The organism is Phocaeicola barnesiae DSM 18169 = JCM 13652 (assembly GCF_000374585.1).
GTDB lineage: Bacteria > Bacteroidota > Bacteroidia > Bacteroidales > Bacteroidaceae > Phocaeicola > Phocaeicola barnesiae.
In genome coordinates this window covers 51,703-67,114 of sequence record NZ_KB894659.1, presented here as the reverse complement: position 1 = coordinate 67,114, position 15,412 = coordinate 51,703, and the positions used below count along the sequence as shown (strand labels likewise).

At 46.5% G+C, this 15,412-nt stretch carries 14 protein-coding genes; 11 read left to right on the top strand and 3 right to left on the bottom strand.

The features are described 5' to 3' along the window. The 11 genes from C510_RS17530 to C510_RS0114105 form a co-directional block, all read left to right on the top strand. A partial coding sequence (locus C510_RS17530; RefSeq protein WP_026320240.1) for a hypothetical protein occupies positions 1-264 on the top strand: 264 nt, incomplete at its 5' end. Between the two features lie 134 nt (positions 265-398). Then, positions 399-1,793, top strand: coding sequence for an MFS transporter (locus C510_RS0114150; protein WP_018711933.1), 1,395 nt, complete (start codon positions 399-401; stop codon positions 1,791-1,793). Then, positions 1,786-2,979: an AGE family epimerase/isomerase gene (locus C510_RS0114145; protein WP_018711932.1), complete on the top strand. Its 1,194-nt coding sequence runs from the start codon at positions 1,786-1,788 to the stop codon at positions 2,977-2,979. Before C510_RS0114150 ends, C510_RS0114145 begins: the two co-directional genes overlap by 8 nt. 280 nt (positions 2,980-3,259) lie before the next feature. Next, positions 3,260-3,727: a ribosome assembly cofactor RimP gene (gene rimP / locus C510_RS0114140; protein ID WP_018711931.1), complete on the top strand. Its 468-nt coding sequence runs from the start codon at positions 3,260-3,262 to the stop codon at positions 3,725-3,727. A gap of 4 nt (positions 3,728-3,731) precedes the next feature. Further along, on the top strand, positions 3,732-4,991 hold the full coding sequence (gene nusA, locus C510_RS0114135; RefSeq protein WP_018711930.1) for a transcription termination factor NusA: 1,260 nt from the start codon (positions 3,732-3,734) through the stop codon (positions 4,989-4,991). Between the two features lie 115 nt (positions 4,992-5,106). Further along, entirely contained in the window at positions 5,107-8,064 is a 2,958-nt protein-coding gene (infB, locus tag C510_RS0114130; protein ID WP_026320239.1) for a translation initiation factor IF-2, read from the top strand. A gap of 124 nt (positions 8,065-8,188) precedes the next feature. Beyond that, positions 8,189-8,719: a CvpA family protein gene (locus C510_RS0114125; protein WP_018711928.1), complete on the top strand. Its 531-nt coding sequence runs from the start codon at positions 8,189-8,191 to the stop codon at positions 8,717-8,719. A gap of 53 nt (positions 8,720-8,772) precedes the next feature. Further along, positions 8,773-10,224 carry a Fe-S cluster assembly protein SufB gene (gene sufB, locus C510_RS0114120; RefSeq protein ID WP_018711927.1) on the top strand — a complete coding sequence of 484 codons (1,452 nt, stop codon included), beginning with the start codon at positions 8,773-8,775 and terminating at the stop codon, positions 10,222-10,224. Positions 10,225-10,263: 39 nt separating this feature from the next. Continuing rightward, complete coding sequence (gene sufC, locus C510_RS0114115) at positions 10,264-11,016, top strand: Fe-S cluster assembly ATPase SufC (RefSeq protein ID WP_018711926.1); 753 nt, start codon at positions 10,264-10,266, stop codon at positions 11,014-11,016. A gap of 2 nt (positions 11,017-11,018) precedes the next feature. Next, complete coding sequence (gene sufD, locus C510_RS0114110; RefSeq protein ID WP_018711925.1) at positions 11,019-12,362, top strand: Fe-S cluster assembly protein SufD; 1,344 nt, start codon at positions 11,019-11,021, stop codon at positions 12,360-12,362. Between the two features lie 28 nt (positions 12,363-12,390). Then, the gene (locus C510_RS0114105; protein WP_018711924.1) at positions 12,391-13,608 is read left to right on the top strand and encodes an aminotransferase class V-fold PLP-dependent enzyme; all 1,218 of its coding nucleotides are present in this window, start codon (positions 12,391-12,393) and stop codon (positions 13,606-13,608) included. A gap of 57 nt (positions 13,609-13,665) precedes the next feature. On the opposite strand, the gene C510_RS0114100 is transcribed toward C510_RS0114105, so the two are convergent. The 3 genes from C510_RS0114100 to C510_RS0114085 form a co-directional block, all read right to left on the bottom strand. Beyond that, a complete protein-coding gene (locus C510_RS0114100; RefSeq protein ID WP_018711923.1) occupies positions 13,666-14,271 on the bottom strand; it encodes a LysO family transporter in 606 nt (201 codons plus the stop codon). Then, positions 14,268-14,546: a LysO family transporter gene (locus tag C510_RS0114095; protein WP_018711922.1), complete on the bottom strand. Its 279-nt coding sequence runs from the start codon at positions 14,544-14,546 to the stop codon at positions 14,268-14,270. Before C510_RS0114095 ends, C510_RS0114100 begins: the two co-directional genes overlap by 4 nt. Before the next feature lie 359 nt (positions 14,547-14,905). Further along, positions 14,906-15,211 carry a hypothetical protein gene (locus C510_RS0114085; RefSeq protein ID WP_025892250.1) on the bottom strand — a complete coding sequence of 102 codons (306 nt, stop codon included), beginning with the start codon at positions 15,209-15,211 and terminating at the stop codon, positions 14,906-14,908. Between the last annotated feature and the right edge of the window lie 201 nt (positions 15,212-15,412).

Sequence of the window (15,412 nt, the reverse complement as noted above, 5' to 3'; positions counted from 1 at the left end):
ACAAGTATAGAATATAAACCGGAGATACTTGCTAAGACCACTGAAGGCTGTACCTTGCGCTTTTATTATACAGACAAGACCGATGGCGCACAGTTGCAGTTCGCTGGTACAGCTACCATTGATGTGACTGATGATGCAGGTTATGTGGATATGGAGGTGACAGCGGAATTGGTAGCTGCACTTACAGAAAATAGTTGGCCGTATTTGAATGGTCAGAATATGACTGTTACAAAAATAGTTCTGATTTGTCCAGCTGAGAATTGATACAATTCTTTATATTCGTAGAGTGTAAGCATCATATCTGATAGTTAAGAATGGATTATACGACGGATGAGTTCGGACTCTGTATAGTGGGTCCGAACTGATTCCTTAGAAATGATAAAAAAGTAAGTACCGCTATGATAAAACTCACAGAAAAGATAGGTTATGGATTCGGCGATATGGCATCTTCCATGTTCTGGAAGTTGTTCGGTGCCTATCTGATGATTTTTTACACCGATATCTTTGGATTGCCGGCGGCTATGGTAGGGACCATGTTTCTGGTAACCCGTATATGGGATTCCGTGTTCGACCCGATTGTCGGTGTAATTGCCGACCGGACTTCCAGTCGGTGGGGTAAGTTCCGTCCGTATTTGTTGTATCTGGCTATTCCTTTCGCATTGATAGGAGTACTTACTTTTTATACACCTCCCTTCGGAGATGTAGGTAAGCTGGTTTATGCTTATCTTACCTATTCTTTGATGATGATGGTGTACTCGGGCATCAACGTACCCTATGCTTCGCTGTTGGGTGTCATGAGTCCGGACCCGAAAGAACGGAATACCTTGTCTACTTACCGTATGATGTTTGCTTATTTGGGTAGCTTTATTGCACTGTTGCTGTTTATGCCTATGGTAAACTGTTTCAGTGGGGGCAGTTCTGATATTGCCGACCAACAGTTTGCGTGGACTATGGCGGTAGTGGTGATTGCGGTAATGTGTGCAGTATTGTTTTTAGGATGTTTTGCTTGGACAAAGGAGAGGGTAAAGCCAATCAATGACCGGAAGACATCATTGAAGGAAGATGTCAGAGACTTGTTTCACAACAAACCCTGGTGGATTCTGTTCGGTGCAGGTGTTGCCACTCTGGTATTCAATTCCGTGCGTGACGGCGCGACAGTCTACTATTTCAAATATTATATATTGGAGGAACAGCATCAGTCGGTTTCCTTGTTCGGTATTACTTTCGTATTGAGCGGTCTGTATCTGGCTGTGGGGCAGATGGCGAATATTATCGGCGTCATTATGGCGGCTCCCCTTAGTAACCACATCGGAAAGAGGCGTACGTTTGCGCTTTCCATGCTGCTGGCAGTTGTGTTGAGTATCATCTTCTTCTGGTTCGAGAAGGATGATTTGGTGTTGATATTTGTATTCCAATGCCTTATCAGTATCTGTGCCGGTTGTATTTTCCCGTTGTTGTGGTCGATGTATGCCGATTGTGCCGATTATTCGGAGTTGAGAACCGGGAATCGTGCCACAGGATTGATATTCAGCGCTTCGTCGATGAGCCAGAAATTCGGATGGGCTATCGGTACGGCTGTAACCGGATGGCTGTTGAGCTATTTCGGATTCCAACCCAATGCGGAACAGAGCCCGGAAACGATTCAAGGCATCAAGATGTTTCTGAGCTGGCTACCGGCTGCTGCAGCTCTCATTTCGATGGTCTTTATTCTTGTATATCCGTTGAGTGAGAAGAGATGTAAGGAGATAATGGAAAAGTTGAACCTTAAACGTATAGCTAAAACAAATGAATGAACTGGTGAAACGGCTCCGTGCAGAAATGCAGGAAGAGCTGGAAACAAATATCCTACCGTTCTGGATGGGCAGGATGGTAGATAAAGTGAGAGGTGGTTTTTATGGTCGGATAGACGGAGAAGGAAATCTGTATGCAGAGGCTCCGAAAGGGGCTATCTTGAATGCCCGCATCTTATGGACATTTTCATCAGCTTATCGGATTCTGAAGAAAGAGGAATATCTGGAAACTGCTACACGCGCCAAACGCTATCTGATAGATTGTTTCTATGACACAGAATTCGGTGGCATCTATTGGGAACTGGACTGCGATGGGAATCCTTCGGATAAGAAAAAACAGATATATGCCATCGGGTTTGCTATTTACGGATTGAGTGAATATGCTAGGGCTACGGGAGACAAAGAAGCGCTGGATTATGCCATACGCCTGTTCGAGGTGATTGAGAAATATAGTTTCGATCCGGTACGGAACGGTTATCTGGAAGCCTTGACCCGCGACTGGAAACCGATAGAGGATATGCGGTTGAGTGATAAGGATGAGAACGAGAAAAAGACCATGAATACACACCTGCATATTCTGGAACCGTATACCAACTTGTATCGTGTATGGAAAAACGAACGGTTGGAGAAACAGTTGCGTAATCTGATACGTATTTTTCTTGATAAGATTCTGGACCGTGAAACAGGCCATCTGAATCTTTTCTTTGAGGAAGATTGGCTGAATAAGTATCATATTTATTCGTATGGTCATGATATTGAGGCTTCCTGGCTGTTGCATGAAGCGGCATTGGTGATAGGCGATACGGAACTGCTGAAAGAGGTGGAACCTTTGGTTATTCGGATTGCGTGGGCGGCTGACGAGGGGTTGAATCCTGACGGAAGCATGATTTATGAGAATTTTCTCGACAAGCATCATGTAGACCGGGAATTGCATTGGTGGGTACAGGCTGAAAATGTCGTAGGACATGCCAATCTGTATCAGTATTTTCAGGATGAAAAGGCATTGAAGGTAGCCGGAAGAACCTGGAATTTCATTCGTGAACATCTTATAGACCGTCAAGAAGGTGAGTGGTATTGGAGTTGTTATGAAGACGGTACGGTCAATACCAGGGACGACAAGGCCGGTTTCTGGAAATGTCCGTACCACAATGGGCGGATGTGTATGGAGATTATTGAACGTTTTACATAGTTATAGGTAAGGCAACTGATACGGAAAAACCGGAACGCATTCCGGAACAATCCTGATTTTGAATCCGGCAGTTGTCCATGCATTGTTAGGGATACATAATTTGGTGGTTAAGCCTGAGGCACTCGTGAAGAGTTACTCAGGCTTTTTATTAATAATTTATAAAAATGAAATAAATACACTATAATTTTGCGGTACAGGATATTATTTGTATCTTTGCGCCGAGATGGATGAAAGGTGGAGGGGCATTAAAGCTCCTTTTTTTGTTCTTAATAGTTAATACATGATAGATAAAAACGTTGTAACCCGGATAGTAGACGAATGGCTGGAGGGTAAAGATTACTTTTTGGTAGATGTTACAGTGAGTCCGGATGACAAAATTGTAGTTGAAATCGACCATGCCGAAGGGGTGTGGATTGATGATTGTGTGGAACTGAGCCGTTACATCGAGTCGAAGCTGAACCGTGAAGAAGAGGATTATGAACTGGAAGTCGGTTCAGCAGGTATCGGTCAGCCGTTCAAGGTGCTGAAGCAGTATGAAATCCATATCGGAAAAGATGTGGAAGTACAGACCAAGGATGGTAAGAAATGGACCGGTGTACTGACAGAGGTCACTAGTGACAATTTTACCATTGTAATACAGGTAAAGGTCAAGGAAGAAGGGGCTAAACGACCGAAAATGGTGGAACAAAGTGTTACTTTCACGTACGACGAAATAAAATATACCAAATACTTAATCAGCTTTAAATAAGATTATGGCTAAAAAAGAAGAAACTGTCAGTCTGATTGACACATTCTCGGAATTCAAGGAACTGAAGAATATAGACCGCACCACGATGGTGAGTGTATTGGAAGAATCTTTCCGTAGTGTGATTGCGAAAATGTTCGGTACGGACGAGAACTACGATGTGATTGTGAATCCGGATAAGGGTGATTTTGAAATCTACCGAAACCGTACAGTCGTAGCCGATGACGAACTGACGAACCCTAATATGCAGATTTCTCTGACAGAGGCTCGTAAGATTGATGCTTCATACGAAGCGGGTGAGGAAGTAACCGATCAGGTATTCTTTGAAAAGTTTGGTCGTCGTGCTATCCTGAACTTGCGGCAGACATTGGCTTCCAAGATTCTTGAACTGGAGAAGGATAGTCTGTATAACAAATATATCGACAAGGTAGGTACCATTATCAGCGCAGAGGTTTACCAGATTTGGAAGAAGGAAATCCTGTTGCTCGACGATGAGGGCAATGAACTTCTGCTCCCGAAGACAGAACAGATTCCGAGTGATTTCTACCGGAAGGGAGAAACTGCCCGTGCTGTGGTAGCCCGTGTGGACAACAAGAACAACAATCCGAAGATTATCCTGAGCCGTACATCTCCGATGTTCCTGCAGCGTCTGTTCGAACAGGAAGTTCCGGAAATCAATGACGGACTGATTACCATCAAGAAGATTGCCCGTATCCCGGGTGAACGCGCCAAGATTGCAGTAGAATCTTATGATGATCGTATCGATCCGGTTGGAGCCTGTGTCGGTGTGAAAGGTTCGCGAATCCATGGTATCGTACGTGAGTTGCGCAACGAGAACATCGATGTCATCAATTACACATCGAATATCCAGCTCTTCATCCAGCGTGCGTTGAGTCCGGCCAAGATTTCTTCCATCGTCATGCACGAGGAAGAAAAGCGGGCAGAAGTTTACCTGAAGCCTGAAGAAGTGTCGTTGGCTATCGGTAAGGGTGGTATGAACATCAAGCTGGCAAGTATGCTGACCGAATATACCATCGATGTATACCGCGAACTGGATGAGAACGCAACCGACGAAGACATCTATCTGGATGAATTCAAGGATGAAATCGATGATTGGGTTATCAATGCTATCAAGGGTATCGGTATTGATACAGCCAAAGGAGTATTGAACGCTCCGCGTGAAATGCTGATTGAGAAGGCAGACTTGGAGGAGAACACAGTAGACGATGTGTTGAGAATTTTGAAAGCGGAGTTCGAAGAAGAATAAATGTTACGTTCTGTCCCCTGAACGGTTAAGGATCTGTGGCGATTCAGTATTTTGTTGCCTGGTCTTTTGTGTGCATGAACTTTTTCCCGAACTCTATTAAAAACTGAAGAAAATTATGACGATTAGATTGAATAAAGTAACAAGAGACTTGAATGTAGGAATAGCGACGGTAGTAGATTTTTTGCAGAAAAAAGGCTATACCATAGATGCTAATCCCAATGCCAAAATCACCGATGAACAATATGCCGCGCTGGTAAAGGAGTTCAGCAAGGATAAACATCTGAAGATGGAGTCGGAAAAAATCATTCAGGAAAGACAGAACAAAGACCGTAATAAGGCTTCTGTCTCGATTGAAGATTTGAAACCGGAAGCCAAAGCTTCGGTTTCGGATACCATCGAGACAGTAGTTCCCGAAGATGTACGTCCGAAATTCAAACCGGTAGGTAAGATTGATTTGGACAGTCTGAATAAGAAGAAAAAGGTAAAACCGGCTGTTGTGGAGCCTGCCGCAGAACCGGCAGCTCAGGAAACGCCTGCGCAGCCAGAACCTGTCAAGATAGAGGTAGAAGCAGAAAAGGCGACCCGTCCTGAACCGGTTGTCGAGGAAGTGAAGAAACCGGAACCACAAGAAGTGAAAGAAGAACTTAAACAGCCGGAGATAAAGGCAGAAGATATCAAACCAGAGCCGATGGAAGAAAAGAAACAAGAAAACCCGGATGTACAGTCCGCCCAAAAGAAAGAGGACGAGGTATTCAAAATCCGTCCTACCGAATTCAAATCGAAAATCAATGTGGTAGGTCAGATTGACTTGGCTGCATTGAATCAATCTACCCGCCCGAAAAAGAAATCGAAAGAAGAAAAACGTAAAGAGCGGGAGGAAAAGGATAAGCAACGCCAGGAACAGCGCAAACAGATGAAAGACGCTATTATCAAGGAAATCAGAAAAACTGATGAGAAAGGGGATAAGGCTGGACTGGACGATGCTGCGAAGAAGAAGAAACGCAACCGTATCAACAAGGAACGGGTTGACATCAATAACCCCGGTGCTGTCAGCGCCAGTGTGAACGCAGGTGCTGCACGTAATGAAAAATCCGGTAAGAACAATGCTTCCAGTCAAGGTGGAGGAAAGCACAACAAGGACCGTTTCAAGAAACCGGTGGTAAAACAGGAAGTCAGCGATGAAGATGTAGCTAAACAGGTGAAGGAAACGCTGGCCCGCCTGACAAATAAGGGAAAGAATAAGGCAGCCAAGTACCGTAAGGAAAAACGTGAACAGTTGCAGAACCGCCAGATGGAGCAGGAAGAACTCGAACAGGAAGAAAGCAAGGTGTTGAAACTGACAGAGTTCGTTACTGCCAACGAATTGGCAAACATGATGGATATTTCAGTGACTCAGGTTATTTCTACCTGTATGAGCGTTGGACTGATGGTATCTATCAACCAGCGTCTGGATGCTGAAACCATCAACCTGGTAGCAGAAGAATTTGGATACAAGACAGAATATGTAAGTGCAGAAGTTGCACAGGCCATCGAAGAAGAAGCCGATGCTGAAGAAGACCTGCAGGCACGTGCGCCGATTGTTACAGTCATGGGACACGTAGACCACGGTAAGACTTCGTTGCTTGACTATATCCGTAAGGCCAATGTGATTGCCGGTGAAGCCGGAGGTATCACACAGCACATCGGTGCCTATAACGTGAAGCTGGAAGACGGCCGACGCATCACCTTCCTTGATACTCCGGGTCACGAGGCATTTACCGCGATGCGTGCCCGTGGTGCGAAGGTTACCGACGTGGTAATCGTCATTGTGGCTGCCGATGATAATGTCATGCCACAGACCAAGGAAGCTATCAACCATGCGATGGCTGCCGGTGTACCTATCGTATTTGCCATCAACAAGATTGATAAACCGAATGCCAATCCGGACAAGATTAAGGAGGAACTGGCTGCCATGAACTTCCTGGTAGAAGAATGGGGCGGCAAGTACCAGTCTCAGGATATCTCGGCCAAGAAGGGTATCGGTGTGAAGGAACTGCTCGAAAAAGTGTTGCTCGAAGCCGAAATGCTGGATTTGAAAGCAAATCCGAACCGTAAGGCTACCGGTTCCATCATCGAATCTTCATTGGATAAGGGACGTGGTTATGTAGCGACTGTACTGGTTTCCAACGGTACATTGCATGTCGGTGATATCGTGTTGGCCGGAACTTCTTACGGTAAGGTGAAAGCTATGTTCAACGAACGTAACCAGCGTCTGAAAGAAGCCGGTCCTTCTGAACCGGTATTGATTCTGGGATTGAACGGCGCTCCGGCTGCAGGTGATACTTTCCATGTATTCGATACAGACCAGGAAGCACGTGAAATCGCCAACAAGCGTGAACAGTTGGCTCGTGAACAGGGCTTGCGTACTCAGAAGATGTTGACACTCGATGAAGTAGGACGCCGTTTGGCTTTGGGTGACTTCCACGAACTGAACATCATCGTGAAGGGTGACGTGGACGGTTCTGTAGAAGCGTTGAGCGATTCACTCATCAAGTTGTCTACCGAACAGATTCAGGTCAATGTCATCCATAAGGGTGTAGGACAGATTTCCGAATCCGATGTTTCATTGGCGGCTGCTTCCGATGCCATTATCGTAGGTTTCCAGGTTCGTCCGTCAAGCAATGCTGCGAAACTGGCCGAACAGGAAGGTGTAGATATCCGCAAGTATTCTATCATCTACGATGCCATCGAAGAAGTCAAGGCTGCGATGGAAGGTATGTTGGCACCGACATTGAAGGAACAGGTGACCGCTACCATCGAAGTGCGTGAGGTATTCAACATCAGCAAGGTGGGTATGGTAGCCGGAGCAATGGTGAAGACCGGTAAGGTGAAACGTTCCGACAAGGCTCGTCTGATTCGTGACGGTATCGTTATCTTTACAGGTAACATCAATGCCTTGAAGCGTTTCAAGGACGATGTGAAGGAGGTAGGTACCAACTTCGAGTGCGGTATCAGCCTGACCAACTGTAATGACCTGAAGGTAGGCGATATCATTGAAACTTACGAAGAAGTAGAAGTGAAGCAGACATTGTAATTGAATATAATTTATAAGATAGGTAGACGCAGGTTACGCTGATTCCACGCTTTCTTATTTTTATAAAAGGAAGTCCGTGTAGTCTGTGTGGTCTGCGTCTATTCTTTATGAACGAACGAAACAAATGACTACACTCGATTGGATAATTGTCATCGTATTGGGATTGGGAGCTGTCCAGGGATTTATGAAAGGATTTGTCTCTCAGGTTATTTCCATCGTAGGATTGATTGCCGGTCTGTTGGTGGCCCGTGCTTTGTTCGGCGTAGTGGGAGAGCGGTTGGCTACTGAAATCGGTACCTCTGTGACGGTGGGTCAGATTCTGGCCTTTATCCTGATTGGTATCATTGTTCCCTTGGGATTGTCCATCGCGGCCTCTCTGCTTACAAAGGTATTGAATGTCATCAGTCTGGGATGTATCAACCGGTGGTTGGGCTCCGGAGTGGGGCTTATCAAATATGCTTTGCTGGTAAGCATGGCTATCCGTCTGATTCAGTTCATCGATGCGGATAATACACTGATGCAGTCAACCACCAAGCAGGAATCTGTGTTGTATTATCCGATGGAACGTTTCTCGAGCGTGTTCTATCCGGCCTTCAAGTCGGTAGCCGAACAGCTGATGGATGCTCCTACTTACAATGATATGGATTTACTCTGAAAAATATTCAAGTGATTAGATATAGATAATTCAGTTATTAACTTAAAATAGATATGCAGCTAGAACCCAATAAATATGTGAAGGAACTGACTCAGGAGAAGTATAAATATGGCTTCACTACGGATGTTCATACAGATATTATCGAAAAGGGATTGAACGAAGATGTGGTACGGCTCATTTCGGAGAAGAAAGGAGAACCGGAATGGTTGCTGGACTTCCGTCTGAAGGCTTATCGCTACTGGTTGACGTTGGAAATGCCTACCTGGGCACACCTCACCATCCCTGAAATCGATTACCAGGCTATCTCTTATTATGCCGATCCGACCAAGAAGAAGGAAGGCCCGAAGAGCATGGATGAGGTAGACCCTGAACTGATCAAGACATTCAATAAATTAGGAATTCCGTTGGAAGAGCAGATGGCACTGAGCGGGATGGCGGTAGACGCCGTCATGGACTCGGTATCGGTCAAGACGACTTTCAAGGAAACCTTGATGGAGAAAGGTATCATCTTCTGTTCTATCAGCGAGGCGGTACGTGAACACCCGGACCTGGTAAAGAAATACCTGGGCTCCGTAGTGGGTTACCGTGATAACTTTTTTGCAGCCTTGAACTCGGCTGTATTCAGTGACGGTTCGTTCGTCTATATCCCGAAAGGTGTCCGTTGTCCGATGGAACTGTCAACGTATTTCCGTATCAATGCAGCGAATACCGGACAGTTCGAGCGTACATTGATTATTGCCGATGATGACAGCTATGTGTCTTATCTGGAAGGATGTACAGCCCCGATGCGTGATGAAAACCAGTTGCATGCCGCCATCGTAGAGATTGTGGTGCTCGACCGGGCCGAGGTGAAGTATTCTACTGTACAGAACTGGTATCCGGGCGATGCCGAAGGTAAGGGAGGTGTCTATAACTTCGTGACGAAACGCGGTAACTGTAAGGGTGTAGACAGTAAACTGTCATGGACTCAGGTGGAAACCGGTTCGGCCATTACCTGGAAATATCCCAGTTGTATCCTGACCGGCGACAATGCGGTGGCAGAATTTTATTCAGTAGCCGTGACCAATAATTATCAGCAGGCTGATACGGGTACGAAGATGATTCATCTGGGTAAAAACACTCGTTCTACCATTGTAAGTAAAGGTATCAGTGCCGGAAAGAGCCAGAATTCCTACCGGGGACTGGTGCGGGTGGCCGAACGTGCCGAGAATGCCCGTAACTACAGCCAGTGCGATTCCTTGCTGTTGGGAAGCCAGTGTGGGGCCCATACCTTCCCGTATATGGATATCCACAACGAGACGGCAGTGGTGGAACATGAGGCTACTACCTCTAAGATTTCGGAAGACCAGTTGTTCTATTGCAACCAGCGTGGTATCAATACGGAAGATGCCATCGGCTTGATTGTGAACGGGTATGCCAAGGAAGTCATCAACAAGCTGCCGATGGAGTTTGCTGTGGAAGCCCAGAAACTGTTGTCTATCTCTCTGGAAGGAAGTGTGGGATAAGCGTATTTGATTACATCAACGATTAACGGAAAAAGAACTATGTTAGAAATAAAGGATTTACATGCCAACATCAACGGCAAAGAGATATTGAAAGGCATTAATCTGACAGTCAAGTCAGGTGAGGTACATGCCATCATGGGACCGAACGGTTCCGGTAAAAGTACGTTGAGTAACGTACTGGTCGGTCATCCGGCTTATGAAGTGACAAAAGGTTCTGTGACATTCGATGGTAAGGACTTGCTGGCTTTGAGCCCGGAAGACCGCAGTCACGAAGGACTGTTCCTTTCTTTCCAGTATCCAGTAGAGATTCCGGGGGTAAGTATGGTGAATTTCATGCGTGCGGCTGTCAATGAACAGCGTAAGTACAAAGGACTTCCGGCATTGACTGCCAGTGAATTCCTCAAGCTGATGCGCCAGAAACGGGAAATCGTGGAACTGGACAGCAAGCTGGCCAACCGTTCTGTGAACGAAGGCTTCTCGGGAGGTGAAAAGAAACGCAACGAGATTTTCCAGATGGCTATGCTGGAACCGAAACTGAGTATCCTGGATGAAACAGACTCCGGACTGGATATCGATGCTTTGCGTATCGTGGCCGAAGGTGTGAACAAGCTGAAGACTCCGGAAACCAGTTGTATTGTGATTACACATTACCAGCGTTTGTTGGATTATATCAAACCGGACATTGTACACGTATTGTATAAAGGACGCATTGTTAAGACAGCGGGTCCGGAACTGGCACTCGAACTGGAAGAAAAGGGTTACGACTGGATTAAGAAAGAACTAGGAGAATAAGCATGAAAGCAGAACAGCAATATATAGACCTTTTTACGCAGTATGAGGCGATGATTTGCCAGCATAGCGCAGAAGCGTTGAATGCACCCCGTGCTAAAGCTTTTGCCGATTTCGAAGCGCTGGGATTTCCGACCCGTAAGCAGGAAAGGTACAGATATACGGAGGTGAGCAAGTATTTTGCTCCAGATTACGGGTTGAATCTGAACAGACTGCAGATTCCGGTGAATCCGTATGAAGTATTCAAATGTGATGTTCCGAATATGAGTACATCACTGTATTTCGTGGTCAATGATGCGTTCGACAAGCACGACCATCCTACGGCCCAATTGCCGAAAGGAGTGATTTTCGGCAGTCTGAAGGAGGTAGCGGAAACTCATCCGGAACTGGTGAAGAAGTACTACGGCAAGCTGGCCGATACTTCGAAAGACGGAGTGGTCGCTTTCAATACCATGTTTGCGCAGGACGGGGTACTGATGTACATCCCCAAGAATATGGTACTGGAAAAACCGATTCAGCTGGTCAATATCCTGCGTGCCGATGTGAATTTCCTGGTGAACCGCCGTATCCTGATTATCGTAGAAAGCGGTGCACAGGCCCGTCTGTTAATCTGCGACCATGCCATGGACGATGTAAACTTCCTGTCTACTCAGGTGATTGAAGCTTATGTAGGCGAGAATGCTGTATTCGACCTTTATGAATTGGAAGAGACACACAACAGTACGGTACGTTTCAGTAAGCTGTATGTGAACCAGGAGGCCGGCAGCAATGTCCTATTGAATGGTATGACGCTGCACAACGGTACTACCTGCAATTCGGCAGATGTGACGTTGGCAGGACCGGGCGCAGAAGTAAACTTGTGCGGAATGGCTATTGCCGACAAGAACGAACAGGTGGACAACAGTACATTCATTGACCACAAGGCATCCGACTGTACCAGCAACGAGCTGTTCAAGTATGTGCTCGATGACCAGGCGGTCGGCGCTTTTGCCGGAAAGGTTCTGGTGCGTGAAGGGGCTCAGCGTACTTCTTCTCAGCAGACCAACCGGAACATCTGTGCTACCCGCGAGGCACGCATGTATACCCAGCCTCAGCTGGAAATCTATGCGGACGATGTGAAATGTTCGCATGGAGCGACAGTAGGCCAGTTGGACGAAGGGGCCTTGTTCTATATGCAGCAGCGTGGTATCAGCCTGAAGGAAGCTCGTCTGCTTCTGATGTTCGCTTTCGTGAACGAAGTTATCGACCACATCCGGATGGACGCGTTGAAAGACCGTCTGCATCTGCTGGTAGAGAAACGTTTCCGTGGCGAATTGAACAAGTGTCAGGGATGTGCGATTTGTAAGTAATTTGTTTTGTAGAAAAGAAGGAAGGATTATGTACGATATACAGAAAATACGGGAAGATTTCCCGATACTGTCACGGACCGTGTATGACAAGCCGTTGATTTACCTGGATAATGGAGCTACCACTCAGAAGCCGCGTTGCGTAGTGGATGCGATGGTGGATGAATATTATTCAGTGAATGCGAATGTACACCGGGGTGTACATTTCCTTTCGCAGCAGGCTACCAACCTGCATGAGGCTTCGCGTGAAACTGTCCGTCGTTTCATCAACGCACGCAGTACTTCCGAAATTGTCTTTACGCGCGGAACTACCGAAAGTATCAACCTGGTGGCCGCAACATTTGCAGACAGTCAGATGAAGGAAGGCGACGAGGTGATAGTTTCTGTCATGGAACACCATAGCAACATCGTTTCCTGGCAGCTTCAGGCCGCCCGTAAAGGGATTGTGCTGAAAGTGATTCCGATGAACGATAAAGGTGAACTCTTGCTCGACGAATACGAGAAACTGTTCTCGCCACGCACCAGACTGGTTTCGGTCACTCATGTATCGAATGTACTGGGTACCATCAATCCGGTGAAGAAGATGATTGAGATGGCGCATGCCCACAACGTGCCTATTCTGATAGATGGGGCACAGGGAATCCCTCACATGAAAGTGGACGTTCAGGACCTGGATGCCGATTTTTATGTTTTCAGCGGTCACAAGGTGTATGGTCCTACGGGAGTGGGTGTATTGTACGGAAAGGAAGCATGGTTGGACAAACTGCCTCCGTATCAGGGGGGAGGAGAGATGATTCAGAACGTCAGTTTCGAGAAGACTACTTTCAATGAGCTGCCGTTCAAGTTCGAAGCCGGTACTCCTGATTATATCGGGACTACAGCTTTGGCAAAGGCTTTGGACTATGTGTCTGCTATCGGTATGGAGAACATTGCGGCTCATGAACATGAGTTGACTGTGTACGCCATGCAGCGGCTGAAAGAAATTCCGGAGATGCGTATTTTCGGAGAGGCTGAACATAAAGGTGGGGTAATCTCCTTCCTGGTAGGCAACATTCACCATTTCGATATGGGAACGTTGCTGGATCGTCTGGGTATTGCCGTGCGTACCGGACATCATTGTGCCGAGCCGTTGATGCATCGTTTGGGCATCGAAGGAACGGTACGTGCCTCGTTCGGACTGTATACGACGAAAGAAGAAATCGATACGTTGGTAGCGGGTGTCAGCCGGGTAAGCCGGATGTTTGCCTAAACGACGTTTTATCTTATCAAAGAATCCCGGTTCCCTGATTGTGGAGCCGGGATTTTTTTATCCGAGTGAACAGAAGAATGTCACCAGAAACGGTACGCTGAAATCCACGACAAAGCCATGAAACAGCGAGACGATGACAAACTCATGTCCCGAGTAACGGGTAATGATGGGGAGAGTCGTATCCATGGTAGTAGCTCCGCCGGCGGAAATCGGGGCAAGGCTGCCGAACCAGCGTACCAGCAGTGGCGCTCCGATAAGAGTAATCAGTTCCCGGAAGATGTTGGACAAAAGGGCAACGGTCCCCAGTTCCGCTCCTTTATACGTGGTGATGAAGATACTGGAGAGTGAATAATAGCCGAATCCGGAGCCGATGGCCAGGCAGTCGGTCAGGCTGCGTCCGGGTAATACCAGCCAGGCGGCGGCTACTCCGGCCAATGTCCCTACAATGGTCAGTACCGGTAGCAGGCCCAGACGTGGGTTCAAGGCGCGGAAACTTTTCAGCGTGTCCGGTGAGTGTCCGATACTGATTCCCACACTGAACATCAGTGCGCAGAGGGCATAGAAGCTCAGTTGGCCGGAGGTCAGGCTTTCCGGTATCAGGTCGGAGATGCCACAAAGGGTTCCCAGCAGAAAAAACGAAACGATAATCAGGCTCCCTTTCATCGCTTGGCTCCTTTCCTCCGGTAGAGATAAACCCATAACAGGCGGGCGGCTATGACGCTTCCCAGGACTCCGGCTATGGCCAACACGAATGCTTCCAGCCCCAGGGCGTGCAGGTTACGTATCAAGGCTTCGTTGTGTCCTACTTCCAATCCCAGCAGAAAAAGCAGTAACCAGATGAGCACCATGGTCAGTTGGGAAAGTCCGGGAAGTTTCCGGTTACGTAACAGAAAGCCGGTACCGATACCGGCAAACATGATTCCGATGACAATAAACATATCCGTCGTTTTTTCTGATTTCCGGACAAAGATAGGATAATAAATCGAGAGACAGACCAAGGAGGAGGAAATAAAGGCCTTCAGGGGCTTGATGAAAGGATAAAGTAAGTTTTTATGTCCTCCGTAGCGGGACTCTATGTTCTTCTTTCGGGAGATGTACGGTCTTCATCCGAAGAATGTACGTCTTTCATGGGCAGGATGTATAATTCCCCGAATTCTCCTGAAAATAACTTCCTTTCCGATTCCGATGATAAAGGTACATATTATGAAAGCGGATTCGTTCGGCAGGCTGAAAGCATAATAGCCCGAAGGACATTTGAGCATTGTCCTTCGGGCTTGCAGGTAATGGCTGAAACGGATTACTTCAGTTCTTCACCGTTTTCGTTGTAATATACGGTAGACTCTTCATTGTCCTGGTTAACCAAAACAACTTTATAAGTCTTTCCGCCTTCTTCATCTTCTTCTACAGCTGCTTCTTTTACGAGAAGGTCTGCATAATCTTTCTTGATGGCTTCTTGAACGACTTGAGGAAGGTCTTTTACGTCAACCGGTTTGAACTCGTTGATGCTGGCTACAGCACATACGTTTGTACTCATGTTTCCTGCGAAGGCTACTGAAGTTCCTACTCCCATTACAAGTGCTACTGCTACAAATAACTTTTTCATGTTGCTTTTAATTTAAATGGTTAGACATTAATCTATGAGTTTTTAAGTATTCAAGTGTTACACTGACTATAGTCCAAATGCGATGCCAAACTTTTTTGATGGAAATAATCGGCTGGTTTTCAGCTATGGACGAAAAATGATTGAAAATGCCAAATCTTGAAAGTGTGTAACTATTCCTCAAAAAACTGTAGAAACTGTGTA